This is a genomic window from Pseudomonas sp. E141, assembly GCF_052659885.1.
The window spans coordinates 4,173,473-4,199,857 of the sequence record NZ_CP084024.1 but is presented as its reverse complement, the minus strand read 5'-3'; the positions used below and the strand labels follow the sequence as shown (position 1 = coordinate 4,199,857).

Sequence of the window (26,385 nt, the reverse complement as noted above, 5' to 3'; positions counted from 1 at the left end):
GCAGTCCGGATTGCGAATACGCCATGACCGTGCAGTACCCCACTATCGCCGATTGCGTCGGCAACACTCCGCTGGTTCGTTTGCAGCGCCTGCCCGGCGTGACCAGCAATACGCTTTTGCTCAAGCTCGAAGGGAATAACCCGGCGGGTTCGGTCAAGGACCGGCCGGCGCTGTCGATGCTCACCCGTGGTGAATTGCGCGGGCAGATCCGCCCCGGCGATACGCTGATCGAGGCGACTTCCGGTAACACCGGCATCGCCCTGGCCATGGCGGCGGCGATCAAGGGCTACAAGATGATCCTGATCATGCCCGACAACTCCAGTGCCGAGCGCAAGGCCGCAATGACCGCCTATGGCGCCGAATTGATCCTGGTGAGCAAAGACGAAGGCATGGAGGGCGCCCGGGACCTGGCCGAGCGGATGCAGGCCGAGGGTCGCGGCAAGGTGCTCGACCAGTTCGCCAATGGTGACAACCCCGAAGCCCACTACACCACCACTGGCCCTGAGATCTGGCGCCAGACCGATGGCACCATCACCCATTTCGTCAGCTCGATGGGCACCACCGGCACCATCATGGGCACCTCGCGCTATTTGAAAGAACAGAACCCGAACGTGCAGATCATCGGCCTGCAACCGATGGAAGGCTCGGCCATCCCCGGCATCCGTCGCTGGCCCGAGGAGTATCTGCCGAAAATCTACCAGGCCGACCGCGTGGACCGCATTATCGACATGGCCCAGAGCGAGGCCGAGGACATCACCCGTCGTCTGGCCCGTGAAGAAGGCATCTTTTGCGGTGTGTCTTCGGGCGGTGCCGTGGCGGGCATGCTGCGCTTGTCCCAGGAAGTCGAAAACGCGGTCATTGTCGCGATCATCTGCGACCGCGGCGACCGCTACTTGTCGACCGGCATTTTCGACGCGCCCAACTGATGGCCAAGCAAGAAAGAGGTCTGCGCTTCCAGCCCAGCGGCGGAAGCCGGGCCCCGCAGGTGCCCACCGGAAAGAAGCAGCGCTTGACCATCGAACGCTTGGCCAACGATGGCCGGGGCATTGCCTTTCTGGACGGGCGCACCTGGTTCGTGATCGGCGCCCTGGCCGGCGAAGAGGTCGAGGCGCGGGTGCTGGGGGCCCATGGCAAAGTGGTCGAGGCCCGCACTGAGCGAGTGTTCCTGTCCAGTGAACTGCGCCGTGCGGCGCCGTGCGTGCATGCCGGTCGCTGCGGCGGTTGCAGCGTCCAGCATTTGCCCCACAACGAACAGCTCGCCCTGAAACAGCGCATGCTCGCCGAGCAGTTGTCGCGGGTCGCCGGCGTGCAGCCGGATGAATGGGCTGCGCCATTGAGCGGGCCGGAACTGGGTTACCGGCGTCGTGCCCGCGTGGCGGTGCGCTGGGATCAGAAGGCAAAAAAACTCGAAGTGGGTTTTCGTGCCGTCGGCAGCCAGGACATCGTGGCCATCGGCGATTGCCCGGTACTGGTACAACCCTTGCAGCCGATCATGAGTCGCTTGCCGGACATGCTCCGTCGCCTTAGCAAGCCCCAGGCGCTGGGACATGTGGAATTGTTCGCTGGCTCGTCCCTGGCGGTGTTGCTGCGGCACGTGTCGCCACTGTCGGCGCCTGACCTGACGATTCTCAAGGATTTCTGCGCCGCCCACCAAGCCCAGTTGTGGCTGCAGGGTGAGGGCGAGCCGCAACCGGTCGAACCGGGACAGACGCTGGGTTATCGCCTTGAGGCCTGGGACCTGGAGCTGGCTTACCGGCCGGGGGATTTCATCCAGGTCAATGCCGGGGTCAACGAGGCGATGGTGGCCCAAGCCCTGGAGTGGCTCGCGCCCCGAGCCGAGGAGCGGGTGCTGGACTTGTTCTGCGGGTTGGGCAACTTTGCCTTGCCCCTGGCCAAGGCGGTGCGCCAAGTGGTGGCGGTGGAAGGTGTACAGGCCATGGTTGACCGCGCGGCGGCCAATGCCGTCAGCAACAATTTGAATAACACTGCCTTTTTTCAGGCCGATTTATCCCAGCCGTTGTCGGGTGCCGAGTGGGTCGGCGAAGGCTTTTCTGCGGTACTCTTGGACCCACCCCGCGACGGTGCTTTCGAGGTGGTGCGCAAACTGGCATCCCTGGGCGCCAGGCGGTTGGTATATGTATCGTGCAACCCGGCAACTTTGGCCCGGGACACGGTCGAATTGATCAAGCAGGGCTACCGGTTAAAACGTGCCGGGATTCTCGATATGTTTCCTCAGACGGCACATGTCGAGGCCATGGCGTTATTTGAAGCGAGCCAGGATGGCTTGTCCGACTGACCCGTTCGTGCCAACCGCCACAGCCCTGGGCGGGGACACGGGCAACGAAGGTCAGCGTTATTGACGCATTGAATCTGCGTCATAGGGAAGGTATGTAAAGATGGTACAGGTGAGAGCACACCAGCCGATCAACACCGACGGCAGTATCAATCTCGAGGCTTGGCTCGATCACGCGGTCAGTATCGACACGGCACTGGATCGCGAAGCCTTGAAAGAAGCCTGCGAGTTCGCGCGTGAAGCGGAACAGCAGCACAACGCGGCGAAGAACCTCTGGTCCGAAGGCACCTCGAGTTTTCAGACGGGCCTTGAGATCGCCGAAATCCTTGCCGACCTCAAGCTCGACCAGGACTCCCTGGTGGCTGCGGTGCTATACCGCGGTGTGCGCGAAGGGCAGATCCAATTGCCGGTGGTCAGCCAGCGTTTTGGCACGGTGGTCGCCAAGCTGATTGACGGCGTGCTGCGCATGGCGGCGATCAGTGCCAGTCTCAGTCCGCGCCAGTCCATGGTCCTGGGCACCCAGGGCCAGGTGGAGAACCTGCGCAAGATGCTGGTGGCCATGGTCGACGACGTGCGCGTCGCACTGATCAAACTGGCCGAACGCACCTGCGCGATCCGCGCGGTGAAATCCGCCGACGACGAAAAGCGCAACCGCGTCGCCCGGGAAGTGTTCGACATCTACGCCCCCCTGGCCCATCGCCTTGGCATCGGCCATATCAAGTGGGAGCTGGAGGACCTGTCCTTCCGCTACCTGGAGCCCGACCAGTACAAGCAGATCGCCAAGTTGCTACATGAGCGGCGCCTGGATCGCGAGCGCTTCATCACGGATGTGATGACCCAGTTGAGGGAAGAATTGCAGGCCACCGGCGTGGAGGCCGACATCAGCGGCCGGGCCAAGCACATCTATTCGATCTGGCGCAAAATGCAGCGCAAAGGTCTGGAGTTCAGCCAGATCTACGACGTTCGCGCCGTTCGCGTACTGGTCCCGGAAATGCGCGACTGCTACACCGCGCTGGGTATCGTGCACACCTTGTGGCGGCACATTCCCAAGGAGTTCGACGACTACATCGCCAACCCGAAGGAAAACGGCTATCGCTCGCTGCACACGGCGGTGATCGGCCCGGAGGGCAAGGTGCTGGAAGTGCAGATTCGCACCCACGCCATGCACGAGGAAGCCGAGCTGGGTGTTTGCGCCCATTGGAAATACAAGGGCACCGACGTCAAGTCGGGCTCCAACCACTACGAAGAGAAAATCTCCTGGCTGCGTCAGGTGCTCGAGTGGCATGAAGAGCTCGGTGATATCGGCGGTCTGGCCGAACAATTGCGGGTCGATATCGAGCCGGATCGGGTCTACATCTTCACCCCCGACGGCCACGCCATCGACCTGCCCAAGGGCGCCACGCCGCTGGACTTTGCCTATCGCGTCCACACCGAGATCGGCCACAACTGCCGTGGCGCCAAGATCAACGGGCGGATCGTGCCGCTCAACTACAGCCTGCAAACCGGTGAGCAGGTCGAGATCATCACCAGTAAACACGGCACGCCGAGCCGCGACTGGCTGAACCCGAACCTGGGCTACATCACCACATCGCGAGCGCGGGCGAAAATCGTTCACTGGTTCAAATTGCAGGCCCGCGACCAGAACGTCGCCGCCGGCAAGACTTTGCTCGAGCGCGAACTCAGTCGCCTGGGCCTGCCGCAGGTGGATTTCGACAAGCTGGCCGAAAAGGCCAACATGAAGACCGCCGAAGACATGTTCGCCGCCCTCGGTGCCGGCGACTTGCGCCTGGCGCAACTGGTCAACCTGGCCCAGCAACTGGTGGAGCCGGAACGCGGCAACGAGCAGTTGGAACTGATCCCGCGCAAGGCCACCGGCTACAAGCCCGGCAAGCGCGGCGACATCCAGATCCAGGGCGTGGGCAACCTGATGACCCAGATGGCCGGCTGCTGCCAGCCGTTGCCTGGGGATGCGATCGTCGGCTACATCACCCAGGGCCGTGGGGTGAGCATCCACCGCCAGGACTGTGCTTCGGTGCTGCAACTGGCCGGCCGTGAGCCGGAGCGGATCATCCAGGTCAGTTGGGGCCCGGTGCCGGTGCTCACCTACCCGGTGGACATCATCATTCGCGCCTACGACCGTTCCGGCCTGCTGCGTGACGTGTCCCAGGTGTTGTTGAACGAGCGGATCAACGTGTTGGCGGTCAACACCCGTTCGAACAAGGAAGACAACACGGCGCTGATGTCCCTGACCATCGAGATTCCGGGATTGGATGCGCTGGGGCGGTTGCTGGGGCGGATTTCCCAACTGCCGAACATCATCGAGACCCGGCGTAATCGCACGCCGGGTTAAGCGCGGTCCAAATGTGGGAGCGAGCCTGTGGGAGCAAGCTTGCTCGCGATAGCGGTGGATCAGTTCCGACATACGTTGGGGCCACCACCTCAATCGCGAGCAAGCTTTGCTCCCACAGGCATACTCCCATTGGATTATTTCCCACAGGGTGATTTGTGATGAGTTGGATTGATGTACAGCCTTGAAGACCTGCTCCATCTGATGAACCGTCTGCGCGACCCGCAGTACGGGTGCCCGTGGGACATCAAGCAGACCTACGCGACCATCGTCCCCCATACCCTGGAAGAAGCCTACGAAGTGGCCGATGCCATTGAGCGTGGCGACTTCGATCACTTGCAGGGTGAGCTGGGTGACCTGTTGTTTCAGGTGGTGTATTACAGCCAGTTGGCGCGGGAGGAAAACCGCTTCGAATTCGCCGGCGTGGTCGATAGCATCACCCGCAAGCTGATCCGCCGCCATCCCCATGTATTTCCTACCGGTGACCTCTACGCGCCCGTGGACATCCCGCGCCTGAGCGAAGAACAGGTCAAGCAGCGCTGGGAAGAAATCAAGGCCGAGGAGCGGGCCGAGAAGGCCTCGGCACCGGAGCAGCTGTCGTTGCTTGACGATGTACCCGTTGCCTTGCCGGCGTTGTCCCGCTCGGCGAAGGTGCAAAAACGTGCGGCTCAGGTCGGTTTCGACTGGCCAGGCCCGTTGCCGGTGCTCGACAAGGTCCGGGAGGAGCTGGACGAAGTCCTCGAAGCGATGGCTGACAACGATTCGGTGGCCATCAGCGATGAGATCGGCGACCTGCTGTTCAGCGTAGTGAACCTGGCCCGGCACCTGAAAATCGACCCGGAAACGGCCCTGCGTGACGCCAATGGGAAATTCGAGCGACGTTTCCGATTTATCGAACAGGCATTGCGCGACACCCACCGTCCCATGGAAGATTGCACCCTCGAAGAGTTGGACGCCTTATGGGGCGAAGCCAAACGTCAGGAAAAGAATTTGCCCAGCTGTGGCTGAGGCTGTTGCCTAAGTGAGTAAGCACCATGAGCCTTTCCCTTCGCGACCAGTTGCTCAAAGCAGGGCTGGTCAACCAAAAGCAGGCCAAGCAGGTCGGCAAAGAGAAACAGAAACAGCAGCGCCTGGCCCACAAGGGCCAGATCGAACTGGATGACTCCCAGCAGCGCGCCGCCCAAGAGGCCATGGCCGAGAAGGTCAAGCGCGATCAGGAGCTCAACCGTCAGCAGCAGGAAAAAGCCGAGCAGAAAGCCCGGGCCGCGCAGATCAAGCAATTGATCGAAGTCTCGCGTTTGCCGAAGCTGACCACTGAGGATTATTACAACTTTGTCGACGACAAGAAGGTCAAGCGCATCTCGGTCAACACGCTGATGCGCAACAAGTTGAGCAGCGGCTCGCTGGCGATCGTCCATCATGCCGGCGGCTACGAAGTGATCCCGCGCGAAGCGGCCCTGAAAATCCAGGAGCGCGATCCCAAGCGCATCGTGCAGCTCAATACCCAGACCGAAGAAGTGGATGCTGATGATCCGTATGCGGCGTATCAGATCCCTGATGATTTGATGTGGTAAGGATGAACTGAACACTAAACTGTGGGAGCGAGCCTGCTCGCGATGGCGGTCTGTCAGCCAACATTGATGTCGCTGATCCACCGCTATCGCGAGCAGGCTCGCTCCCACAGGGATTCTTATCGTTCAGGATTCTGTCATTTCAGCCGAGCGCTGCCTTTCCTGGCATTCCAGCTCGGCTTTGTAGTTATGGGCATCCGTCTCGGAGTGGAACATCCCCACCAGCAGGTCCTGTTGGTGTACGTCCCAGATGCGGATACCGGCGGCAATACCTTCGTGGGACATATGAGCGTCATCGCGTTCAGTTACTTTCACAGTCATCTTGCAAGCTCCAATCTCTGTTATCTGCAGCAAGGCGTGTGCAGGACTTTGTTATAGATTTGGGTAGCCGGCTAAGTAAATGCCTGGGCCTGTTAAGAAAATTTCATGAAAAACTCAGCGATCCCGCAGGTCAGGCAATGCGCGGCATTCGGTCGCAGGGTGTTTTTCATGAAGAAGTTTTCATGTTTTGGGGGGGAATGTCGGGCAGTCACCTTGTGGGAGCGAGCCTGCTCGCGATAACGGTGTATCAGTCAATACCGATGCCGGCTGACCTAGCGCTATCGCGAGCAGGCTCGCTCCCACCGATTCATCTTCCACAGGTTAACTTTGTACGGGTGCAGTTTTAGTGTTCAGGAAATCCGCGCATAAAAAAGCCCCGCACTGGGCGGGGCTTCTCTTGATATCGGTGTGGATCAGCTGCCTTTGACAGCCTTGCCGTTGACCGTACCGTCCTGGAGCATGATGTTGTACTCCTTGCCGTCGGTCTCGACCTGTTGCAGGCGTACCAGCAGGTAATCCCAATCCTTGGCGAACCAGAGCACCGTGATGCGTTTGCTTTTTGTCGGGTCGCGCACGCGCTCGACCTTGATCGCGTCGATCTGGCCGGCTTTGGTATCGACCTTCTCCGGGCCCAGTACGCGGAAGTCGTAGGTGTCGATCTCGCCATCATCGACAACCTGATAACTCATGCTTTTCTTGCCGGCCGCCACGTCGTGCTGCAGGGCCAACTGATAAGTGGATTTATCGACCATGCCACGGTTGAGTGGCAGTTTGACCGGATCGCCGCGATCGGTACCGGTGACCATCTTCGTGTTCCAGTCGAAATCCAGATCGGCTTTCTTGGCCTTGCCCAAGCCGCCACGTTCAAAGTGGTAGGACTGTGGCAGCAGTGTGTCCTTGTCCAGGGTCAGGGTGCTTTCTTCCGTCAGGCTGGCGATCATCATCGAAGCCTTGAAGCTCAGCTTCCAGGTGCCGTTGGCCTCTTTGGTCAGGCTGCGCTCGGCGGTGCCGCTCATGGGCAGCTGTTTCCAGTCGGCGGTGTAGCTGGCGGAGAACGGTTGAAGGTCTGCGGCCTGTGCCAGGGGCAGGGCAAGCAGAGCGCAAGCGAAGAGCAGGGCGCGACGCATAAAATCTCCTAGTATCGAATCAAATGGCCGCTGGCGGCGAGCAACTGGCCGTCCAGTGAGGCACCGCGATCGTCGAGGGTCAGCCGGCCTTCGGCAAACCAACGCACGGCCATCGGGTAGATCTGGTGTTCCCGGGCGTGAACCCGTTGGGCCAGGCTTTGCGGCGTGTCGTGCAACTCTACCGGTATTACTGCCTGTACGACCAGTGGTCCGCCATCGAGTTCCTCGGTGACGAAGTGCACCGAGCAGCCATGCTCCGTGTCTCCGGCCTCCAGCGCGCGCTGGTGAGTGTGTAACCCTTTGTATTTGGGCAGCAGCGATGGATGGATATTGAACAGGCGGCCCTGGTAGTGACGCACGAAGCCGGCGCTGAGGATGCGCATGAAGCCGGCCAGGACCACCAGTTGCGGATTGAACGTGTCGATCTGTTCGATCAGCGCGGCATCGAAGGCTTCGCGGCCATCGAACGCTTTGTGATCCAGGACGCGGGTGTCGATACCCGCATCCCTGGCGCGTTGCAGGCCGTAGGCATCGGCGCGGTTGGAAATCACCGCGCGGATGCGGACCGGGCTATCGCCGGTCCGCGTGCTGTCGATCAGGGCCTGCAAGTTGCTGCCGGTGCCGGACAACAGCACCACGACATCACAGGTTGCAGACTTCTGTTCTTGCATCAGTGAGCCTTAAGGTTTTTCAGCTCGACCTGGGCAGCGCCTTCGGCGGCGGTACTGATCTGGCCGATGACCCAAGGTTGCTCGCCGGCTTCACGCAGTACATTCAGGGCCGTTTCAACGTGCTCCTGGGCCACGCAGATCACCATGCCTACGCCGCAGTTCAGCACGCGGTGCATTTCGGTTTCATCGACGTTGCCTTTCTCTTGCAGCCAGTCGAACACGGCCGGACGGGTCCAGCTCGCCACGTCAACCACCGCCTGGGCGCCTTTTGGCAGTACGCGCGGGATGTTGTCCAGCAGGCCGCCGCCGGTGATGTGGGCCATGGCCTTGACCGCGCCGGTGTCCTTGATCAGCTTGAGCAGCGGCTTGACGTAGATGCGGGTCGGGGCCATCAGCAGGTCGGCCAGTGGCTTGCCGTCGAGCTGGGTGTTCTCGATGTCGGCACCCGAGACTTCGATGATCTTGCGGATCAGCGAGTAACCGTTGGAGTGCGGGCCGGACGATGGCAGGGCGAGCAGGGCATCGCCAGTGGCGACTTTCGAACCGTCGATGATTTCGGATTTTTCCACGACACCGACGCAGAAGCCGGCCAGGTCGTAGTCTTCGCCTTCGTACATGCCTGGCATTTCAGCGGTTTCGCCGCCGACCAGGGAGCAGCCGGACAGCTCGCAGCCGGCGCCAATGCCGGTTACCACCTGGGCGGCGGTGTCGACGTTCAGTTTGCCGGTGGCGTAGTAGTCGAGGAAGAACAGCGGCTCGGCGCCGCACACCACCAGGTCGTTCACGCACATGGCCACCAGGTCGATGCCGATGCTGTCATGCTTGTTCAGGTTCAGGGCCAGACGCAGCTTGGTGCCGACGCCGTCAGTGCCCGAAACCAGCACCGGTTGCTTGTAGCCGGCCGGGATCTCGCAGAGGGCGCCGAAACCGCCCAGGCCGCCCATGACTTCCGGGCGCGCAGTGCGCTTGGCGACGCTCTTGATGCGTTCGACCAATGCTTCACCGGCGTCGATGTCTACACCGGCGTCCTTGTAGCTCAGGGAGGGTTGCTTGCTCATGATCCAGGCCTTTAGGGGGGATTTCTGGGTAACGACCGACCGCCGGGGCCATTGAATAACCGTTGTACGAATTATTCCGGGTGCCCAGCCATTGCCGGTCTGCGAAGGCGCGCGATTTTATCAGGCTTGAGGGGCAGCGGCCATCCTCGCGCCGACGGGCAGGGACATATCCTTGGAAAAAAACCGATATTTCTCCTATTGGTGCTGCGCGATGCGTCTGTATAAGGTGTAGCGGTAACCGGCTATGGTTATGACAGTGCGAAACTTCCAGCGGGTGTGTGAATGTTTTGCCAGGTGCTGTGGTCACAGCCATGCTCAATTTTCTTCACACGGCCTGTTCCAGCCGTTATGTCCGGGAATCTTCCATGCGTTTTTTCAAACTCTTGTCTGTGGGCTGCCTGTCGTTGATCAGCGTGGCGAGCCATGCCGAAAACCTCAATAGCCTCTATCAGGTGCTCGAGCCGGTCAGCAGCCAGGCCCCGCAAGAGCGTGACCAGGCGACTTTGCGCGCCCTCGACACGCTGGTGCTGCGCCTGACCGGCGATGCCAAGGCCGCGCAGAATCCCGGTCTGGCGGCGATCCGCAAGGACCCCCAGCAGATCATTCTTCAATATGGTTACGACGCCGGCCCGCCGGAAAGCCTCAAGGTGGATTTCGATCCAGCGAGCACTGACCGGGCCTTGCGCTCGGCGGGCTTGTCGCTGTGGGGCGCGAATCGGCCTGCGATCCTGGGCTGGTGGCTGAACGACTCGGCTGAAGGTTCCAACCTGGTAGGCGATGGCCAGGGCAGTGCCGAGCCACTGCGCCGCGCCGCCCAGCACCGCGGCCTGCCGCTGCACCTGCCCCTGGCGGATTTGAGCGAGCAGATCGTTGCTACCGCACCAAACCTGGAAGGCAGTGATCCGGCCCCGCTGCGCGAGGCATCGCAGCGTTATGGTGCAGACGCCTTGCTGGCGGTCCATGCCAAGGAAGAGGGCGGCCAATGGCAGGCGACCTGGCGCTTGTGGCAGGGTGACCAGCGCGAGCAGGGCAATGCCCAGGGCGCCGACCCTGCCGCCCTGGCTGATGCGGTGATGCTGGCGGTGAGTCAACGCCTGGCGCCGCGTTTCGTTACCAAGCCGGGCGTGGCCACCGAGCAGCTGCTGGAAGTGCAGGGCATGAACCTGGAGCGTTATGCGGCGCTTGGGCGTTTGCTCGAGCCGTTCGGTGGGCAGTTGCAGCGGGTTGAAGGGGACCGGATCATTTATCGGGTCAAGGGCAGCGCCGAACAGTTGAAAGCGCAATTGGCCCTGGCGAAACTGCAGGAAATTCCTGCCGGCGAAGCCGTCGCGCCAGTGCCAGTACCCCAGCCAGCCGCTGATGGCTCCATTCCGGCCGCCGCGCCAGCGCCAGCGCCGACCGCCAACCTGCAGTTTCGCTGGTAGTTTTTCTTTCTTATATAGCTAGGAGTGGTTCATGGGCGATACGCGGCGTTGGTTCTGGTTGGGTGGGGTCGCCCTGCTGTTTGTGTTCATCTATTTGCTGCATCCGATCCTCACGCCGTTCCTGGTTGCGTTGCTCCTGGCCTATCTGTTCGACCCACTGGTAGATCGCCTGGAAAAACTCGGCCTGTCCAGGACCTGGGGCGTGGTGTCGGTGTTTGGGCTGATCATCTTGATTGTCATTGCTCTGATGCTGGTGCTGATACCGATGCTGGCCAAGCAACTGATGCGCCTGTACGAGCTGGCGCCGCAGATGCTCGACTGGTTACAGCACACTGCCGTGCCGTGGGTGCAGTCGAGGCTGGGGTTGGCTGAAGGCTTCTGGAAGTTCGACAAGGTCAAGGCGGCCATCAGCGAGCATATGGGCCAGACCTCTGACATCGTCGGTGTGGTGTTGAGCCAGGCCACAGCCTCGGGGCTGGCGTTGATCGGTTGGCTGGCGAACCTGGTGTTGATTCCGGTGGTGGCTTTTTATCTACTGCGCGACTGGGACTTGATGATGGCCAAGATTCGCAGCCTGCTGCCACGCCATCGTGAAGAACGCATCATGACCCTGACCGGCGAATGCCATGAAGTGTTGGGGGCGTTTGTGCGAGGGCAATTGTTGGTGATGGTGGCGCTGGGCTTCATCTATGCGGCGGGATTGATGCTGGTGGGCCTGGAGCTGGGGCTATTGATCGGCTTGATCGCCGGGCTGGCGGCCATCGTGCCCTACATGGGCTTCGTCATCGGTATCGGCGCGGCGTTGATTGCCGGCTTGTTCCAGTTTGGCGGTGATCTGTACCCGATGGTCGGCATCGTGGCGGTGTTCATGGTCGGGCAAGCGCTGGAAGGCATGGTGCTGACACCGTTGCTGGTGGGTGATCGCATCGGCCTGCATCCAGTGGCGGTGATCTTTGCGATCCTGGCAGGGGGTGAGTTGTTCGGTTTTACCGGGGTCCTGCTGGCGCTGCCGGTGGCGGCGGTGATCATGGTGCTGGTGCGTCATATGCACGATCTGTACAAGGATTCAGACATCTATAGTGGCGTCGAAGACCCCGAGCTATAGCGCCAATGGCGGGCGCGGCGGTTGTCCCAGCGTCAGGGAAACCGTCGCTCCATCGTTCTGTCGCTGCAAACCTTTGATTTTGCTCGTGGTCCGGCGCATTGTGCGGTCCGCGTCACGGGTATAAACTTTGCGCACTTTACACAGAGGCCACTAACGGTTCTTTTGGAACTGTTCAGTCAGCATGAAACCGATTCAGCTGCCCCTAGGTGTGCGTCTGCGTGATGACGCCACCTTTATCAACTACTACCCAGGCGCCAATGCCGCTGCACTCGGCTATGTCGAGCGGCTTTGCGAAGCCGACGCCGGCTGGACCGAGAGCCTGATTTATCTGTGGGGCAAGGACGGGGTGGGGCGCACGCATCTGTTGCAGGCCGCTTGCCTGCGGTTCGAGCAATTGGGTGAGCCGGCGGTGTATCTGCCATTGGCCGAGTTGCTGGATCGCGGCGTAGAGATCCTCGACAATCTTGAACAGTACGAACTGGTCTGCCTGGATGATCTTCAGGCGGTGGCCGGCAAGGCTGATTGGGAAGAAGCGCTGTTTCACCTGTTCAACCGGTTACGCGACAGCGGCCGGCGTTTGCTGATTGCTGCATCGACGTCGCCGCGGGAGCTGCCGGTGAAGCTGGCCGATCTCAAGTCCCGTCTCACCCTGGCGCTGATTTTCCAGATGCGCCCGCTCTCCGATGAAGACAAGCTCCGTGCATTGCAGTTGCGCGCTTCCCGGCGTGGCCTGCACCTGACCGATGAGGTCGGGCACTTCATCCTTACCCGCGGCACCCGCAGCATGAGCGCGTTGTTCGAACTGCTCGAACGTCTCGACCAGGCGTCGCTTCAGGCCCAGCGCAAGCTGACCATCCCTTTTTTGAAAGAAACCCTTGGCTGGTAGAAGTCGCAGCAATAGTGGCTTATAGCCTGTTTCTACCACGGCACAGCCCGCGTCCCTTCTGGGCTGCAGGCTGCAGAGGGTTGAAAACGGTTGGGGCGCTTAGATGTAAACCTAAAACCGAGAAGTCACATTTGCATCGATTGAATTTGCAAATGAGCTTGATAGTGGGCATAGTCTCGCCATCTTTACAACTTCAGCCACGGTCGTGCCCATGCTAAGTCGCTTCGCACCCCTGGTGCCTCTCGCACTCGTTACCCTGTTGTTCGGTTGTGCTGCCCACTCTCCAGTGTCCCAGCAAGCGCAACAACCACAGGTTCAAAATTCCGTTACTGCCCAGTCTTCCTCTGTTGCACTTGAGGAAGAAATGGCCACCGACAAAGAGCTGGCAGACTTCGCCGGCAGCAAGCCTTATCAGCTTCCGGTGCTGGCTGACAGCATCCTGGAGCGGGGCATGTCCTTGATCGGTACCCGCTATCGTTTTGGCGGTTCCTCCGAGGCCGGCTTCGATTGCAGCGGTTTCATCGGGTATCTGTTTCGCGAAGAGGCTGGCATGAGCCTGCCGCGCTCCACTCGCGAAATGATCAACGTGAAGGCCCCGCTGGTTGCTCGTAACGAGCTTGAGCCGGGCGACCTGCTGTTCTTCGCTACCAACGGTCGTCGTGGTCGCGTCAGTCACGCCGGTATCTACCTGGGTGACAACCAGTTCATCCATTCCAGCAGCCGTCGCAGCGGTGGCGTGCGAATCGACAGCCTGGGCGACAGCTACTGGAGCAAGACCTTCATCGAAGCCAAGCGCGCACTCGCGATGGCACCGACCGTGGTCACTGCTCGCAAGTAAGCTCACAGTTTGTAAGGCAAACTTAAAGTCTTACTTGAAGTTTGCCTCATAGCCGCTAGAATCCATGATCATTGATTGATGGCAATCCGCCTGCGTACTCCGCAGGCGGCTTTGTTTTCATGCCCACGGCAGAAAAGCCGCATCCAGATCAGGATTGTTCTGCATATGTCGACGTCGGCCCGCCTCGCTCTCATGCTCCTTGCCGCGCTGCTCAGCGCTTGCGCCAGCCGTACCCCGCCACCTGCGCCAGTGCGGGCTCCGGTGGTATTCGCTCCCGCGCAAAGCTTTTCCCCGGTTGCCGAAGACGTGCTGTTCCGGGCGCTGGGGTTGGTGGGGACACCCTATCGGTGGGGCGGCAATACGCCGGATTCAGGCTTTGATTGCAGTGGCCTGATCGGCTATGTGTATCGCGATGCGGCCGGTATCTCGCTGCCGCGCTCCACCCGCGAGATGATTGGCATGCGCGCCCAGAGTGTCGATAAGGACGCATTGCAGACCGGTGATTTGATTTTCTTCGCCACCAACGGTGGCTCTCAGGTCAGCCATGCCGGGATCTATGTCGGGGAGGGGCGTTTCGTCCATGCACCAGCGACCGGGGGTACGGTCAAGCTCGATAGCCTGTCCAAGGCTTATTGGCAGAAAGCCTATCTGAGTGCCAAGCGTGTGCTGCAACCGGCGCATCTGGCGCGTAATCCCTGACGATTCAAGTTCGCTTTTTGCGCCGGCTCAGCAGAGCTCTTGTGGCGAGAGAACAATCCCTCGCCACAGGTTCCAGTGTTCAGGTCAGCTTCTTCAGCGGTTATTTAGCCCAAACCCGCCAAATCTTGTTCCCCACATCATCTGCCACCAACAGCCCGCCCTGTTTGTCGATCACCACACCCACTGGTCGGCCTTGGGCTTTTTCATCTGCATTCAGGAAACCGGTCAGCACATCCACCGGTTGCCCCACCGGCTTGCCGGCGTTGAAGGGGACGAAAATCACTTTATAGCCGCTGTGGGGTTTACGGTTCCATGAGCCGTGCTGCCCGATGAAAGCCCCTTCGGTAAACGGCGCTGGCAAGGTGCTGCCTTCGGCGAACGTCAGGCCCAGTGACGCGGTGTGGGGGCCGACGGCGTAATCCGGGGCGATGGCCTTGGCCACCAGTTCCGGTTTTTGTGGCTCGACCCGCTTATCGACGTGCTGCCCGTAATAGCTGTAGGGCCAGCCATAGAAGGCGCCGTCCTTGACTGAAGTGATGTAGTCCGGCACCAGGTCGCTGCCGATCTCATCGCGCTCATTCACCGCGGTCCATAGCGCGCCACTGCGCGGCTCCCAGGCCAGGCCGTTGGGGTTGCGCAGGCCCGAGGCGAAGATGCGGTGATTGCCGCTGGCACGGTCCACTTCCCAGATGGCCGCGCGGCCTTCCTCGGCCTCCATGCCGTTTTCCCCGACATTGCTGTTCGAACCGGTAGTGACGTACAGCTTGCTGCCGTCCTGGCTGGCGATCACGTTTTTGGTCCAGTGGTGATTGAGCGTGCCACCCGGCAGGTCGACGACCTTGGTCGGCTGCGCCTTGATTTGCGTATCGCCCTCTTTATAAGGGAAGCGAATCAGTCGGTCGGTGTCGGCCACGTACAGATCATTGCCCACCAGTGTCATGCCGAACGGTGAATTGAGGTTTTCCAGAAAGACCGTACGGGTTTCGGCGATGCCGTCATGATTGGCATCACGCAACAGGGTAATGCGATTGGGGCTGGGCACCCCCGCACCGGCGCGGCCCATGACTTTCTCCATGACCCAGCCACGAATGCCTTTGGAGTCGTCCGGTTTGGGCGGTGCGTTGGTTTCTGCCACCAGCACGTCACCGTTGGGTAGCACGTAGAGCCAGCGTGGATGATCCAGCCCTTCGGCGAATGCGCCCACTTGCAGGCCCTGGGCCGGGGTAGGTTTGGCGCCATCCGGCCAGCCGATAGCCTCGGCAATGTTGACGGTGGGGATCAGGGTCTTGTTCGGTTCCGGCAGTTTTGGCGAGGGGCCAGTGCCGTCGGAAACCTGAAGTGTGGAGGACTCGCCGCAAGCAACAAGCCCTGCGGCCAATGCGACGATCAGAAGGTGTGGTGGCTTGAGCATGCGGGCTTCCCTATGAGTGCATGGTGGTTATTCATAGAGAAGCTTAGACCCGCGATGGTTCAACCGGTCAGCCGTGGGCCTGCTTGAACAGCACGGCGATGCCCGGATGATACTGCCCGGCCTCATTGCGCAACTTGCGATAGGCATAAGGGAAGTACCAGGCCACGGCGCAGGTATTTTCCTTCTGCAGTTCATCGATCATGTCCTGCAGTTCTTCCGGCGTGGCGCTCTGCTGGGCCTTTTGCGGTGCGACGAACAGGCAGCCCAATCGCAGGTCACTGGAATAGCTGATACGTTTGGCGTCGCTGGTGATGTCGAGCAGCGGCTGGGTGAGATTGAGGTTCTTGACCTTCGGCCAGCGTTGAGTGGCCTGGATGAAAGCACGCTCCTCGGTGCCGGCGATGAACAGATCGGCGCTGACGTTGCGTTCGCCTTCTTCATTCTGTTTGCGAGTGGGGGTGTTCTGCAGCGTGACCATCTCGGCCATCCAGGCTGCGGCCGAGAGCAAGCCAAGATTGGCTTTTTCATCGAACCAGTAAGGTGTGTCGTTATCGCCGCGCACGGCGTTGTAACGGTCGATACAGTCAAACCAGCGTTCCAGCACCGGGCGCAGGAATTCCAGTTTTGGATTGCTGATGATCATGCCTTGCATGCTTTTGCCCTCTTGTTATTGTGATATCGGGTCGTGATGCCTATTTGATATCACTTGCCGCAGCATGGCACAAGATTGGCGTCATTTTATTGATCAGGGCCAATGTCCGCTGTTGAACCTGTGCCGGCTTTAATTGACGCTCCACCCCCAACCCTCTAACCTTCGCGGCTTGTTTCAGGTGCTCTGTGACCGGGCGATCGTTGGGTCGACAGAGTGAAACAGGGAAGCCGGTGAGTGCATACGAACCCGGCGCTGCCCCCGCAACGGTAAATGAGTCAACGCTGCGCCTGGCACTACACAGGCCACCAGCCACTGTGTCCGTACGACATGGGAAGGCGCGCAGCCCGGCATCACGCCGCTCATGAGCCCGGAGACCGGCCTGATTCATCCAACGGCATCACGGTGGGCGATGCCAGGCTTGTTGCCGTCTTTTTTGTGCCCGCCCGCCGTTATCCAATCCCAACGGAGAGCTCCCATGACCCACACCCCCGATCGCGACGAACGCCACCTGGCGCGCATGCTGCGCAAGAAAGCCGTGATCGACGAGCGCATCGCCAACTCGCCAAACGAATGTGGCCTGCTGCTGGTGCTGACCGGCAACGGCAAGGGCAAGAGCAGCTCTGCGTTCGGCATGCTGGCCCGGTCCATGGGCCATGGCATGCAATGCGGCGTGGTGCAGTTCATCAAGGGGCGTAACAGCACCGGTGAAGAGCTGTTTTTCCGTCGCTTCCCGGAGCAGGTGCGCTTTCATGTCATGGGCGAAGGCTTCACTTGGGAAACCCAGGATCGCCAGCGCGACATCGCCGCGGCTGAAGCGGCCTGGGCAGTTTCGCGTCAATTGTTGAGCGACCCGTCCATAGGCCTGGTGGTGCTCGATGAACTCAACATTGCCCTCAAGCACGGTTACCTTGACCTGGACCAGGTGTTGAGCGACTTGCAGGCCCGTCCGCCGATGCAGCATGTGGTGGTGACCGGTCGCGGCGCCAAGCCGGAATTGATTGAACTGGCCGACACCGTCACCGAAATGGGCATGATCAAGCACGCGTTCCAGGCGGGTATCAAGGCGCAGAAGGGCGTCGAACTGTGAGCGATGTTCCCTTGGCGAGTCGTCACTGCCCGGCGGTGCTGATCGCCGCTCCTGCTTCCGGGCAGGGCAAAACCACGGTCACCGCCGCCCTGGCCCGCTTGCACCGTAAGCAGGGGCGCAGGGTGCGGGTCTTCAAGTGCGGGCCTGATTTCCTCGACCCGATGATCCTGGAGCGGGCCAGCGGCGCGCCGGTCTACCAACTGGACATGTGGATGGTCGGCGAGCAGGAGAGTCGTCGATTGTTGTGGGAAGCTGCTGCCGAAGCCGACTTGATTCTGATCGAAGGGGTGATGGGGCTGTTCGATGGCACGCCATCGAGTGCCGATCTGGCCCGGCACTTCGGCGTGCCGGTGCTGGCGGTGATCGATGGCACGGCCATGGCCCAGACCTTCGGTGCCCTGGCCCTGGGCCTGGCGCGGTATCAGCCGGACTTGCCTTTCGCCGGGGTACTGGCCAATCGTGTCGGCACCTTGCGTCATGCGCAGTTGCTCGAAGGCAGCCTGACCGAAGGCCTGCGCTGGTACGGCGCCCTGTCACGGGAAACCGGTATCGAGTTGCCAAGTCGCCACCTTGGGTTGGTCCAGGCCAGTGAATTGAATGATCTGGACCTGCGCCTCGACGCCGCCGCCGATGCCTTGGCTGGCAGTTGTGAAGTGGCGTTGCCGCCGGCTGTGGAGTTCGTCGCGCCAGCGGTGATTGCCGCGCAGCCGTGGCTGGAAGGTGTGCGCATCGCCGTGGCCCGGGATGAAGCGTTCGCCTTCACCTATGGCGCCAGCCTTGATTTGTTGCGAGCGATGGGGGCGCAACTGAGCTTCTTTTCACCTATTCATGACAGCGAACTGCCGGAGGCGGACAGCCTGTATCTGCCCGGTGGCTATCCGGAATTGCACCATGTGGCGCTGGCGCAAAACGCCCCGATGCTGGCGGCGATCCGCGCGCACCATCAAGCAGGCAAACCCTTGCTGGCTGAATGCGGCGGCATGCTTTATCTGTTGGACTCGTTGACGGATGTGGACGGCACCCGTGCCGAGCTGCTTGGGTTGCTGGCCGGTGACGCGCAGATGCAAAAGCGTCTGGCGGCCCTGGCGCTGCAATCGGTGGAGTTGCCGGAGGGCACTTTGCGCGGGCATACCTATCATCATTCCCTCACCAGCACCGGGCTGGAGCCGATTGCCCGAGGTCATAGTCCCAATGGCGGGCGTGGCGCGGAGGCGGTTTTCCGGCAGGGTCGGATGACGGCTTCCTATGTGCACTTCTATTTTCCGTCGAATCCAAGGGCGATTGCCGCGCTGTTTGCACCTGATCCTGAGGCCGCTATCGCAAACAGGCTCGCTCCCACCTCCGATCACCTGACCCCTGTGGGAGCGAGCCTGCTCGCGAAGCGGCCATGACAGACACCGCTTTCTCTCAGGCCGAACGCGATGCCGTCTACCGGGCCATCGCCGAACGCCGCGACATGCGCCACTTCACCGGCGGCACCGTTGAGCCAGCGTTGCTGCGCCGCCTGCTGGAAGCCGCGCATCAAGCCCCCAGTGTGGGTCTGATGCAGCCGTGGCGGTTCATTCGCATCAGCGACCGCGCCTTGCGTGGGCAAATCCGTCAACTGGTGGAACAGGAACGCATCCGCACCGCCGAGGCCCTGGGTGAGCGCAGCGATGAATTCATGAAGCTCAAGGTCGAAGGCCTCAACGACTGCGCCGAAGTGCTGGTGGCGGCGTTGATGGATGATCGCGAGCGCTATGTCTTCGGTCGACGAACCCTGCCGGAAATGGACCTGGCCTCGCTGTCCTGCGCGATCCAGAATCTGTGGCTGGCCTCTCGCGCCGAAGGGCTGGGGATGGGCTGGGTTTCGCTGTTCGAGCCCCAGGCCCTGGCCGAGCTGTTGGGCCTGCCCGCCGGCGCCAAACCGCTGGCAATATTGTGCCTGGGGCCGGTCGAGGGGTTTTACCCGGCACCGATGCTTGCCTTGGAAGGCTGGGCGCAGCCGCGTGCGCTGGATGAATTGCTCTACGAAAACCATTGGGGAGTAAGCCCATGAGTGTGGCGTTGCTCAGTGCTGCCGCGGTGGCGCTGGATGCGCTGTTGGGCGAACCCCGACGCTGGCATCCGCTGGTGGCGTTCGGTCGCTTTGCCGATCGTATCGAACAGCGTTTCAACTCCGGCGGGCGTGGCTGGCGCAGCCATGGCGTGACGGCGTGGATCATCGCCGTGGTGCCGTTGACCCTGCTCGCGACGGCGCTGTCCTGGGCGCCGTTGGTGGGCTGGCTGGTGGAAATCCTGGCACTGTACCTTGCCCTTGGCCTGCGCAGTCTCGGGGAGCATGTCGAGCCGGTAGCCCGGGCTCTGCGCGGTGGAGATCTGGACGAAGCGCGCCGGCGGGTCGGCTACTTGGTCAGTCGTGAAACCGCCGAACTGGATGAGACTGCCGTTGCCCGTGCCGCCACTGAGTCGGTGCTGGAGAACGGCAGCGACGCGGTATTCGCCGCGCTGTTCTGGTTCGCCGTCGCGGGCGCGCCAGGTGTGGTGTTGTACCGCCTGAGCAATACCCTCGACGCCATGTGGGGCTATCGCAACGAGCGCTTTGAGCGTTTCGGCTGGGCGGCGGCCAAGATCGATGATGGGCTCAACTACATTCCGGCGCGCCTGGTGGCGCTGACTTACGCCGTGCTTGGAAAAACCCGCCTGGCGCTCAAGTGCTGGCGCACCCAGGGCCCGACCTGGGACAGTCCCAATGCCGGGCCCGTGATGGCCGCCGGCGCGGGTGCGCTGGGGGTCGAACTGGGTGGCGCGGCGGTGTATCACGGCCAATTGCATCAACGTCCACCCTTGGGCGAAGGCGCGCCGGCGAACGCCGACGCCATTGATCGCGGCTGGCAACTGGTCCAGCGTGGCGTATGGTTGTGGTTGCTGATTCTCTGCCTGGGAGCTGAGTTTTATGCTTGAGCACGGTGGGCGCCTGCGCAACGCGGCCCGGCAATACGCGATTGCCGAGGCGCACTGGCTGGATCTGTCCAGCGGCCTGGCGCCCTGGCCGTTCGACGTGCCGGCGATTGCACCGCGGGCCTGGGCACGCCTGCCTGAGACCGATGACGGGTTGGAACAGGCCGCCTGCGATTATTACGGCGCCATGCATGTGCTGCCGGTGGCGGGTTCGCAGATGGCCATCCAACTCTTGCCGCGCCTGCGTCGGGCCGGCAAGGTCGGCGTCCTCTCACCCTGTTACGCCGAACACGCCGAAGCCTGGCGCCGCAGTGGTTACATCGTGCGTGAAGTGCTGGAGCCGGAGGTGGACTTCTTCCTCGACAGCCTTGACGTGCTGGTGGTGGTCAACCCCAACAACCCCACGGGCTTGCTGTTGAGCCCCGAGCGCTTGCTGGACTGGCATGCCCGATTGGCCCAGCGCGGTGGCTGGCTGGTGGTGGATGAAGCGTTCATGGATGTCACGCCACAACTGAGCCTGGCCGCCCATGCCCATCAGGTCGGATTGATCGTGCTGCGTTCGTTCGGCAAGTTTTTTGGCCTGGCCGGGGCTCGCCTGGGATTTGTATTGGCCGAGCGCCACTTGCTCAAGTTGCTCGCCGAACAAGTCGGGCCGTGGGCCGTCAGCGGGCCGACCCGGGTGGTGGGCCAGGCGTGCCTGCTGGACACCGACGCCCAGGCCCGCCAGCGCCAACGCTGCGAAGACACCAGTCAGCGCTTGGCGCTGACGCTCGAACGCCACGGCTTCAAGCCTCAGGGCGGCTGTGGGTTGTTCCAATGGCTGGTCGCTGAACACGCCCAGGCACTTTACGATTTCATGGCCCAGCGCGGCATTCTTCTGCGCTTGTTTACCCATACCAGCAGCCTGCGCTTCGGGTTGCCGGCCGATGACGGTGAATTCCTGCGCCTCGAGCAAGCTTTCGAGGCCTACGCCAAGGACATCCAATGACCACTGTAATGGTGCAGGGCACCACGTCCGATGCCGGCAAAAGCACTCTCGTCACGGCGTTGTGCCGCTGGGTCAGGCGTCAGGGGGTGAGCGTGGTGCCGTTCAAACCACAGAACATGGCACTCAACAGCGCGGTAACGGCCGATGGCGGTGAAATCGGCCGTGCCCAGGCCGTGCAGGCCCAGGCGGCCGGTCTCCAACCGCATACCGACATGAACCCGGTGCTGCTCAAGCCCAACAGCGACACCGGCGCCCAGGTCATTATCCATGGCCGCGCCGTCACCACCATGAATGCCGTGGCCTATCACGATTACAAAGCCATCGCGATGCAAGCGGTGCTGGCCTCCCACGAACGTTTGAGCGCGGCGTATCCGGTGGTGATGGTGGAGGGCGCGGGTTCCCCGGCGGAGATCAATCTGCGCGCCGGTGACATTGCCAACATGGGCTTTGCCGAGGCGGTGGACTGTCCGGTGCTGCTGATTGCCGATATCAATCGCGGCGGCGTCTTCGCCCACCTTGTGGGTACCCTGGAGCTGCTTTCGCCCAGCGAACAGGCGCGGGTCAAGGGCTTCATCATCAACCGTTTTCGCGGCGACATCGCCCTGCTGCAACCGGGCCTGGACTGGCTTGAGGCGCGCACCGGCAAACCGGTGATTGGCGTGTTGCCGTACGTGATGGACCTGCATCTGGAAGCCGAGGACGGTCTCGATCAACGGCAGGCCGACAAGGCCGAGCAGGTGCTCAAGGTAGTGGTGCCGGTATTGCCGCGCATCAGCAACCACACCGATTTCGATCCGCTGCGCCTGCATCCGCAGGTCGATCTGCAATTCATCGGCCCAGGCCAGCCCATTCCCGCGGCTGACTTGATCATCCTGCCGGGTTCAAAGAGCGTGCGCAGTGACCTGGCCTACCTGCGCGCCAACGGTTGGGAGACGGCCATCCATCGTCACCTGCGTTATGGAGGCAAGTTGCTAGGCATCTGCGGCGGTTTGCAGATGCTCGGCCAGCAGGTCCACGATCCGCTGGGGCTGGAAGGGGGCGCAGGCTCCAGCACCGGGCTGGGCTTGCTGGCTTTCGAAACGACCCTGGAACACGAGAAGCAGTTGCGCAATGTGCGCGGTCGACTGGCCCTGGAAGAGGCCGAGGTCAGCGGGTATGAGATCCATGCCGGTGTAACCTCAGGCCCGGCATTGGAGAACCCGGCGGTGCAGTTGGATGACGGTCGCTGTGATGGCGCCCAGAGTCTGGATGGGCAGATTTTCGGCACCTATCTGCATGGGCTGTTCGAGTCACCGGCGGCCAGCAGCGCCTTGCTGCGTTGGGCCGGGTTGCAGAATGTGCAGGCGGTGGACTACCACGGGTTGCGCGAGCGGGACATCGAGCGGTTGGCGGATCTGGTGGAGCGGCATTTGGATACCGGGCTGTTGCGTGAGCTGTGTGGGATCTAGGGTGGCTGCACTGGCCTCATCGCGAGCAGGCTCGCTCCCACAAGGGACTTGTGTGCATCGCACAACCACTGTGGGAGCGAGCCTGCTCGCGATGAAGCCGGCAGCAACACCGCCAATTTGAAAGGTAAAAAACATGCTGCAACTGATCCTCGGCGGCGCCCGCTCCGGTAAGAGTCGCCTGGCCGAAAAGCTCGCCACAGACAGCCGGTTGCCCGTCACCTACATCGCCACCAGCCAACCTCTGGATGGCGAGATGAACGAACGGGTCGCCCAACACCGCGCTCGCCGTCCGGCCGAATGGGCGCTGGTGGAGGAGCCGTTGGCCCTGGCGCGGGTGCTGCGCGATAACGCAGGTTCAGGGCACTGCCTGTTGGTGGATTGCCTGACCCTGTGGCTGACCAATCTGCTGATGCTCGACAACCTCGAGCAGTTGACGGCCGAGCGTGACGCTTTGCTGGAGTGCGTTGGCGCGCTGCCGGGCGAAATCATTTTTGTCAGCAACGAGACCGGAATGGGTGTCGTGCCGCTGGGCGAGTTGACTCGCCGTTATGTCGATGAAGCCGGTTGGCTGCATCAAGCTTTGGCCGAACGTTGCCAGCGCGTCGTGCTGACCGTTGCCGGCTTGCCCCTGACTCTCAAAGGTACTGCGTTATGAATCATCGCTGGTGGCTGGACCCGTGCAAGCCCCTCGACACCCAGGCCCTGGAGCAGGCCGCGGTCCGTCAGCAACAACTGACCAAACCGGCCGGTTCCCTGGGGCGACTCGAGGCAGTGGCGGTGCAACTGGCGGGTTTGCAAGGGCAGGTCAAGCCGAGCCTGGATCAACTCTGGATCGCAATTTTCGCAGGTGATCATGGTGTGGTGGCCGAAGGCGTATCGGCCTATCCCCAGGAAGTCACCGGGCAGATGCTCCTCAATTTCGTCAGCGGCGGCGCGGCGATCAGTGTATTGGCGCGGCAACTGGGCGCCTCGTTGGAAGTGGTTGACCTGGGCACTGTGACGCCTTCGCTGGCGCTACCCGGTGTGCGGCATCTGAACGTGGGGCCAGGTACCGCGAATTTCGTGCAGGGGCCGGCGATGACCGTGACCCAAGGCGAGCAGGCATTGCTGGCCGGACGTGACAGTGTGCTGCGTGCTGTCGCCTCCGGAACGCAGCTGTTCATCGGCGGCGAAATGGGCATCGGCAACACCACGGCGGCCAGTGCCCTGGCCTGTGCCTTGCTTGACTGCCCGGTGACTCACCTGGTCGGGCCGGGCACCGGGCTGGACGCCGCGGGTGTCAGCCGCAAGGCTCAAGTCATCGAGCGCGCCCTGGCGTTGCACGGTGCACAGCGTAACGATCCACTGCAAACACTGTTCAACCTGGGCGGGTTTGAAATCGCCGCGTTGGCTGGCGCGTATCTGGCCTGCGCCCAGCAGGGCGTTGCGGTGCTGGTGGATGGTTTCATCTGCAGCGTCGCAGCACTGGTGGCGGTGCGTCTCAATCCTCAATGCAGGCAATGGCTGTTGTTCGGCCATCGCGGTGCCGAGCCGGGGCATCGGCACGTTCTGGAAACCCTCGGCGCTGAGCCGCTCATTGACCTGGGCCTGCGCCTGGGTGAGGGCAGTGGTGCGGCGTTGGCGGTGCCACTGTTGCGCCTGGCGTGTGATCTTCACGGGCAGATGGCGACGTTTGCCGAAGCGGCTGTGGCGGATCGCCCGGCATGACTTTGCACCTGGACCTGCTGCGCCACGGCGAGACCGAACTGGGCGGCGGGCTGCGTGGCAGCCTCGACGATGCCTTGACGGACAGGGGCTGGGAGCAGATGCGCGCGGCGGTCGCGGCGGTCGCGGCGGGCGGGCCCTGGGATCGGCTGGTGAGTTCGCCGTTGCAGCGTTGCGCCCGTTTCACTGAACAACTCGGCGTCCAGCTCGATGTGCCGGTGCACCTGGACAAGGATCTGCAGGAGCTGCATTTCGGCGCCTGGGAAGGCTGCAGCGCGGCGGCGTTGATGGACACCGACGCCGAGGCGCTGGGCCGCTTTTGGGCCGATCCCTACGCATTCACTCCGCCAGACGGCGAGCCGGTGCTGGAGTTTTCGAAGCGAGTCCTGGCGGCGGTTGAACGCCTGAGGATCGCGTATGCAGGGCAGCGCGTATTGCTGGTCAGCCATGGCGGGGTGATGCGCTTGCTGCTGGCGCGAGCCCGTGGTCTGCCTCGGGAGCAGTTGCTCAATGTAGAAGTGGCTCATGGCGCGCTGTTTTCTCTTCGGGTGTCGCCTGGTTCGGTGTTGAAGGAAGAGGGCTGAAGATGCTGGCGTTCTGGATCGCCTTGCAGTTCCTGAGCAGCCTGCCGGTTCGCTTGCCGGGCATGCCCGAGCCTGCGCAGTTGGGGCGTTCGTTGCTGTTTTATCCGCTGGTAGGTCTGTTGTTCGGAGGCTTGTTGTGGGGGCTTGATGCCCTGTTGCTTGGCACGCCGCTGCTGCTCCATGGAGCCCTGTTGCTCACCGCTTGGGTGCTGCTTAGCGGCGGCCTGCACCTGGACGGGCTGGCCGACAGCGCGGATGCCTGGCTCGGCGGTTTTGGCGATCGCGAGCGTACGCTGCTGATCATGAAAGACCCTCGCAGCGGACCGATTGCGGTGATTACGCTGGTGTTGGTGCTGCTGCTCAAATTCGCCGCATTGCTGGCGCTGATCGAGCAGCGACAAACCCTGGCATTGATCATCGTGCCGGTGTTGGGGCGTGGCGCGTTGCTGGGGTTATTCCTGACCACCCCATACGTGCGTGCCGGCGGGTTAGGGCAGGCGCTCGCCGACCATCTGCCGCGCCACAGCGGCTGGCAGGTATTGCTGGCCTGTGCGCTGGGGGGCGTGTTGGTGGCGGGCTGGGTTGGGGTAACGGCGCTAGTCATCGCCGTGGCGGTATTTATCGGGTTGCGCCAGATGATGTTGCGCAGGCTGGGAGGGTGTACCGGGGATACGGCAGGCGCCTTGCTGGAGCTGCTTGAAATGGTGGTGTTGGTGGGGCTGGTGCTGATCTGGAATTGAGCGCTACCTGTCTGGCTGGGGATTCAGTTTGAAATTTCCTGAATTAAAATTTGCATTCACTTAATCGCGGGTATATACACGCACTATGCTTGCCTCCCAATGTTTGTGCATCAACCTGCGTCGCGCCGCTCGGGGCGTCAGCAGGTATTACGACGGCGCCCTCGACGGCTTCGGGATCAACGTCGCCCAGTATTCCTTGCTGAGCAACCTGGCGCGCCTGGACCAACCGAGTATCTCTTCCCTGGCCGAGGCCATGGGCCTGGACCGCAGCACCCTGGGGCGCAACCTGCGGGTACTGGAAGGTGAGGGGCTGGTGGCGCTGGCCGAAGGTGAAGACTTGCGCAATCGCATTGTCGAACTCACTGAAGCCGGGCATGCCCGGCTGGCGGCGGCGTTGCCGGCCTGGGAAGCGGCGCAACAACGATTGATCGATAAGCTGGGCGCCGAAAAGCGCGCAACGTTGCTGGCCTTGCTGGATGAACTGGCGTGAA

General features: G+C 62.0%; 27 protein-coding genes and 1 riboswitch. Of the genes, 21 read left to right on the top strand and 6 right to left on the bottom strand.

The genetic code is table 11. From position 1 onward, the window contains the following. Positions 1-23: 23 nt before the first annotated feature. The 5 genes from cysM (at position 24) to GKKCFE_RS18770 (ending at position 6,214) form a co-directional block, all read left to right on the top strand. Positions 24-926 (top strand): cysteine synthase CysM, encoded by a 903-nt coding sequence (gene cysM, locus GKKCFE_RS18790; RefSeq protein WP_047228733.1) that lies wholly within the window; start codon positions 24-26, stop codon positions 924-926. Continuing rightward, a complete protein-coding gene (gene rlmD / locus GKKCFE_RS18785) occupies positions 926-2,296 on the top strand; it encodes a 23S rRNA (uracil(1939)-C(5))-methyltransferase RlmD (protein WP_445576944.1) in 1,371 nt (456 codons plus the stop codon). The genes cysM and rlmD overlap by 1 nt, the downstream gene beginning before the upstream one ends. A 100-nt stretch (positions 2,297-2,396) precedes the next feature. After that, positions 2,397-4,643: a GTP diphosphokinase gene (gene relA / locus GKKCFE_RS18780; RefSeq protein WP_047228731.1), complete on the top strand. Its 2,247-nt coding sequence runs from the start codon at positions 2,397-2,399 to the stop codon at positions 4,641-4,643. Between the two features lie 171 nt (positions 4,644-4,814). Next, a complete protein-coding gene (gene mazG, locus GKKCFE_RS18775) occupies positions 4,815-5,648 on the top strand; it encodes a nucleoside triphosphate pyrophosphohydrolase (protein ID WP_445576943.1) in 834 nt (277 codons plus the stop codon). Positions 5,649-5,674: 26 nt separating this feature from the next. Beyond that, a complete protein-coding gene (locus GKKCFE_RS18770; protein WP_030142404.1) occupies positions 5,675-6,214 on the top strand; it encodes a DUF2058 domain-containing protein in 540 nt (179 codons plus the stop codon). Between the two features lie 123 nt (positions 6,215-6,337). Here GKKCFE_RS18770 and GKKCFE_RS18765 read toward each other — a convergent pair whose 3' ends face one another. From GKKCFE_RS18765 to purM, 4 genes are all read right to left on the bottom strand, one after another. After that, entirely contained in the window at positions 6,338-6,532 is a 195-nt protein-coding gene (locus tag GKKCFE_RS18765) for a hypothetical protein (RefSeq protein WP_047228729.1), read from the bottom strand. A gap of 413 nt (positions 6,533-6,945) precedes the next feature. Further along, the gene (locus GKKCFE_RS18760) at positions 6,946-7,659 is read right to left on the bottom strand and encodes a DUF3108 domain-containing protein (protein WP_047228728.1); all 714 of its coding nucleotides are present in this window, start codon (positions 7,657-7,659) and stop codon (positions 6,946-6,948) included. Positions 7,660-7,667: 8 nt separating this feature from the next. Next, complete coding sequence (purN, locus tag GKKCFE_RS18755) at positions 7,668-8,330, bottom strand: phosphoribosylglycinamide formyltransferase (protein WP_047228727.1); 663 nt, start codon at positions 8,328-8,330, stop codon at positions 7,668-7,670. Then, complete coding sequence (purM, locus tag GKKCFE_RS18750; RefSeq protein ID WP_092457205.1) at positions 8,330-9,388, bottom strand: phosphoribosylformylglycinamidine cyclo-ligase; 1,059 nt, start codon at positions 9,386-9,388, stop codon at positions 8,330-8,332. The genes purN and purM overlap by 1 nt, the downstream gene beginning before the upstream one ends. Positions 9,389-9,753: 365 nt before the next feature. Here purM and GKKCFE_RS18745 point away from each other — a divergent pair, with 365 nt between their 5' ends. The 5 genes from GKKCFE_RS18745 to GKKCFE_RS18725 all read left to right on the top strand — a co-directional run bounded on the left by GKKCFE_RS18745 (position 9,754) and on the right by GKKCFE_RS18725 (position 14,340). Beyond that, positions 9,754-10,812: a DUF2066 domain-containing protein gene (locus tag GKKCFE_RS18745; protein ID WP_445576942.1), complete on the top strand. Its 1,059-nt coding sequence runs from the start codon at positions 9,754-9,756 to the stop codon at positions 10,810-10,812. A 31-nt stretch (positions 10,813-10,843) separates the two neighbouring features. Further along, a complete protein-coding gene (locus GKKCFE_RS18740) occupies positions 10,844-11,917 on the top strand; it encodes an AI-2E family transporter (protein WP_047228724.1) in 1,074 nt (357 codons plus the stop codon). 181 nt (positions 11,918-12,098) lie between these two features. Further along, positions 12,099-12,803: a DnaA regulatory inactivator Hda gene (gene hda / locus GKKCFE_RS18735; protein WP_003178999.1), complete on the top strand. Its 705-nt coding sequence runs from the start codon at positions 12,099-12,101 to the stop codon at positions 12,801-12,803. 211 nt (positions 12,804-13,014) lie between these two features. After that, positions 13,015-13,641, top strand: a complete 627-nt coding sequence (locus tag GKKCFE_RS18730) for a C40 family peptidase (protein ID WP_047228723.1) — start codon at positions 13,015-13,017, stop codon at positions 13,639-13,641. A gap of 165 nt (positions 13,642-13,806) precedes the next feature. Continuing rightward, a complete protein-coding gene (locus tag GKKCFE_RS18725) occupies positions 13,807-14,340 on the top strand; it encodes a C40 family peptidase (RefSeq protein ID WP_417695908.1) in 534 nt (177 codons plus the stop codon). Positions 14,341-14,440: 100 nt separating this feature from the next. Here GKKCFE_RS18725 and GKKCFE_RS18720 read toward each other — a convergent pair whose 3' ends face one another. Together GKKCFE_RS18720 and GKKCFE_RS18715 are read right to left on the bottom strand one after the other, a co-directional pair. Continuing rightward, positions 14,441-15,751, bottom strand: coding sequence for a PQQ-dependent sugar dehydrogenase (locus GKKCFE_RS18720; protein WP_047228721.1), 1,311 nt, complete (start codon positions 15,749-15,751; stop codon positions 14,441-14,443). Positions 15,752-15,818: 67 nt separating this feature from the next. Then, entirely contained in the window at positions 15,819-16,403 is a 585-nt protein-coding gene (locus GKKCFE_RS18715) for a hypothetical protein (RefSeq protein ID WP_047228720.1), read from the bottom strand. 159 nt (positions 16,404-16,562) lie between these two features. Then, positions 16,563-16,800, top strand: a riboswitch (cobalamin riboswitch). Between the two features lie 78 nt (positions 16,801-16,878). On the opposite strand from GKKCFE_RS18715, the gene cobO reads away from it, so the two are divergent. The 11 genes from cobO to GKKCFE_RS18660 all read left to right on the top strand — a co-directional run bounded on the left by cobO (position 16,879) and on the right by GKKCFE_RS18660 (position 26,384). Next, positions 16,879-17,490 (top strand): cob(I)yrinic acid a,c-diamide adenosyltransferase, encoded by a 612-nt coding sequence (gene cobO / locus GKKCFE_RS18710; RefSeq protein ID WP_047228719.1) that lies wholly within the window; start codon positions 16,879-16,881, stop codon positions 17,488-17,490. Beyond that, positions 17,487-18,881 (top strand): cobyrinate a,c-diamide synthase, encoded by a 1,395-nt coding sequence (locus GKKCFE_RS18705; protein ID WP_445576941.1) that lies wholly within the window; start codon positions 17,487-17,489, stop codon positions 18,879-18,881. Before cobO ends, GKKCFE_RS18705 begins: the two co-directional genes overlap by 4 nt. Then, positions 18,878-19,528, top strand: a complete 651-nt coding sequence (bluB, locus tag GKKCFE_RS18700; protein ID WP_139049372.1) for a 5,6-dimethylbenzimidazole synthase — start codon at positions 18,878-18,880, stop codon at positions 19,526-19,528. The genes GKKCFE_RS18705 and bluB overlap by 4 nt, the downstream gene beginning before the upstream one ends. Beyond that, positions 19,525-20,433, top strand: a complete 909-nt coding sequence (gene cbiB, locus GKKCFE_RS18695; protein ID WP_076383759.1) for an adenosylcobinamide-phosphate synthase CbiB — start codon at positions 19,525-19,527, stop codon at positions 20,431-20,433. The genes bluB and cbiB overlap by 4 nt, the downstream gene beginning before the upstream one ends. Beyond that, positions 20,426-21,418: a threonine-phosphate decarboxylase CobD gene (gene cobD, locus GKKCFE_RS18690; protein WP_316912090.1), complete on the top strand. Its 993-nt coding sequence runs from the start codon at positions 20,426-20,428 to the stop codon at positions 21,416-21,418. The genes cbiB and cobD overlap by 8 nt, the downstream gene beginning before the upstream one ends. Next, positions 21,415-22,866 carry a cobyric acid synthase gene (locus GKKCFE_RS18685; RefSeq protein ID WP_445576940.1) on the top strand — a complete coding sequence of 484 codons (1,452 nt, stop codon included), beginning with the start codon at positions 21,415-21,417 and terminating at the stop codon, positions 22,864-22,866. Before cobD ends, GKKCFE_RS18685 begins: the two co-directional genes overlap by 4 nt. A 133-nt stretch (positions 22,867-22,999) precedes the next feature. Beyond that, the gene (gene cobU / locus GKKCFE_RS18680) at positions 23,000-23,521 is read left to right on the top strand and encodes a bifunctional adenosylcobinamide kinase/adenosylcobinamide-phosphate guanylyltransferase (protein ID WP_188252294.1); all 522 of its coding nucleotides are present in this window, start codon (positions 23,000-23,002) and stop codon (positions 23,519-23,521) included. Beyond that, on the top strand, positions 23,518-24,573 hold the full coding sequence (gene cobT / locus GKKCFE_RS18675; RefSeq protein WP_445576939.1) for a nicotinate-nucleotide--dimethylbenzimidazole phosphoribosyltransferase: 1,056 nt from the start codon (positions 23,518-23,520) through the stop codon (positions 24,571-24,573). The genes cobU and cobT overlap by 4 nt, the downstream gene beginning before the upstream one ends. Further along, positions 24,570-25,154, top strand: a complete 585-nt coding sequence (gene cobC / locus GKKCFE_RS18670) for an alpha-ribazole phosphatase family protein (RefSeq protein WP_445576938.1) — start codon at positions 24,570-24,572, stop codon at positions 25,152-25,154. The genes cobT and cobC overlap by 4 nt, the downstream gene beginning before the upstream one ends. Before the next feature lie 2 nt (positions 25,155-25,156). After that, a complete protein-coding gene (locus GKKCFE_RS18665; RefSeq protein WP_076383764.1) occupies positions 25,157-25,894 on the top strand; it encodes an adenosylcobinamide-GDP ribazoletransferase in 738 nt (245 codons plus the stop codon). Between the two features lie 85 nt (positions 25,895-25,979). Beyond that, entirely contained in the window at positions 25,980-26,384 is a 405-nt protein-coding gene (locus GKKCFE_RS18660) for a MarR family winged helix-turn-helix transcriptional regulator (RefSeq protein ID WP_047228709.1), read from the top strand. Position 26,385: the final 1 nt, after the last annotated feature.

What these genes read in the sequence shown, in the direction of transcription:
- GKKCFE_RS18740 (WP_047228724.1), top strand. Translation starts at nt 10,844, where the DNA reads ATGGGCGATACGCGGCGTTGGTTCTGGTTGGGTGGGGTCGCCCTGCTG.
- cbiB (WP_076383759.1), top strand. Translation starts at nt 19,525, where the DNA reads ATGAGTGTGGCGTTGCTCAGTGCTGCCGCGGTGGCGCTGGATGCGCTG.
- GKKCFE_RS18660 (WP_047228709.1), top strand. Translation starts at nt 25,980, where the DNA reads ATGCTTGCCTCCCAATGTTTGTGCATCAACCTGCGTCGCGCCGCTCGG.
- GKKCFE_RS18685 (WP_445576940.1), top strand. Translation starts at nt 21,415, where the DNA reads ATGACCACTGTAATGGTGCAGGGCACCACGTCCGATGCCGGCAAAAGC.
- relA (WP_047228731.1), top strand. Translation starts at nt 2,397, where the DNA reads ATGGTACAGGTGAGAGCACACCAGCCGATCAACACCGACGGCAGTATC.
- rlmD (WP_445576944.1), top strand. Translation starts at nt 926, where the DNA reads ATGGCCAAGCAAGAAAGAGGTCTGCGCTTCCAGCCCAGCGGCGGAAGC.
- GKKCFE_RS18725 (WP_417695908.1), top strand. Translation starts at nt 13,807, where the DNA reads ATGTCGACGTCGGCCCGCCTCGCTCTCATGCTCCTTGCCGCGCTGCTC.
- GKKCFE_RS18730 (WP_047228723.1), top strand. Translation starts at nt 13,015, where the DNA reads ATGCTAAGTCGCTTCGCACCCCTGGTGCCTCTCGCACTCGTTACCCTG.
- GKKCFE_RS18745 (WP_445576942.1), top strand. Translation starts at nt 9,754, where the DNA reads ATGCGTTTTTTCAAACTCTTGTCTGTGGGCTGCCTGTCGTTGATCAGC.
- purN (WP_047228727.1), bottom strand. Translation starts at nt 8,330, where the DNA reads ATGCAAGAACAGAAGTCTGCAACCTGTGATGTCGTGGTGCTGTTGTCC.
- cobU (WP_188252294.1), top strand. Translation starts at nt 23,000, where the DNA reads ATGCTGCAACTGATCCTCGGCGGCGCCCGCTCCGGTAAGAGTCGCCTG.
- GKKCFE_RS18760 (WP_047228728.1), bottom strand. Translation starts at nt 7,659, where the DNA reads ATGCGTCGCGCCCTGCTCTTCGCTTGCGCTCTGCTTGCCCTGCCCCTG.
- GKKCFE_RS18770 (WP_030142404.1), top strand. Translation starts at nt 5,675, where the DNA reads ATGAGCCTTTCCCTTCGCGACCAGTTGCTCAAAGCAGGGCTGGTCAAC.
- cobD (WP_316912090.1), top strand. Translation starts at nt 20,426, where the DNA reads ATGCTTGAGCACGGTGGGCGCCTGCGCAACGCGGCCCGGCAATACGCG.
- GKKCFE_RS18720 (WP_047228721.1), bottom strand. Translation starts at nt 15,751, where the DNA reads ATGCTCAAGCCACCACACCTTCTGATCGTCGCATTGGCCGCAGGGCTT.
- purM (WP_092457205.1), bottom strand. Translation starts at nt 9,388, where the DNA reads ATGAGCAAGCAACCCTCCCTGAGCTACAAGGACGCCGGTGTAGACATC.
- cobT (WP_445576939.1), top strand. Translation starts at nt 23,518, where the DNA reads ATGAATCATCGCTGGTGGCTGGACCCGTGCAAGCCCCTCGACACCCAG.
- cobC (WP_445576938.1), top strand. Translation starts at nt 24,570, where the DNA reads ATGACTTTGCACCTGGACCTGCTGCGCCACGGCGAGACCGAACTGGGC.
- cobO (WP_047228719.1), top strand. Translation starts at nt 16,879, where the DNA reads ATGACCCACACCCCCGATCGCGACGAACGCCACCTGGCGCGCATGCTG.
- GKKCFE_RS18765 (WP_047228729.1), bottom strand. Translation starts at nt 6,532, where the DNA reads ATGACTGTGAAAGTAACTGAACGCGATGACGCTCATATGTCCCACGAA.
- GKKCFE_RS18665 (WP_076383764.1), top strand. Translation starts at nt 25,157, where the DNA reads ATGCTGGCGTTCTGGATCGCCTTGCAGTTCCTGAGCAGCCTGCCGGTT.
- mazG (WP_445576943.1), top strand. Translation starts at nt 4,815, where the DNA reads ATGTACAGCCTTGAAGACCTGCTCCATCTGATGAACCGTCTGCGCGAC.
- GKKCFE_RS18715 (WP_047228720.1), bottom strand. Translation starts at nt 16,403, where the DNA reads ATGCAAGGCATGATCATCAGCAATCCAAAACTGGAATTCCTGCGCCCG.
- cysM (WP_047228733.1), top strand. Translation starts at nt 24, where the DNA reads ATGACCGTGCAGTACCCCACTATCGCCGATTGCGTCGGCAACACTCCG.
- bluB (WP_139049372.1), top strand. Translation starts at nt 18,878, where the DNA reads ATGACAGACACCGCTTTCTCTCAGGCCGAACGCGATGCCGTCTACCGG.
- hda (WP_003178999.1), top strand. Translation starts at nt 12,099, where the DNA reads ATGAAACCGATTCAGCTGCCCCTAGGTGTGCGTCTGCGTGATGACGCC.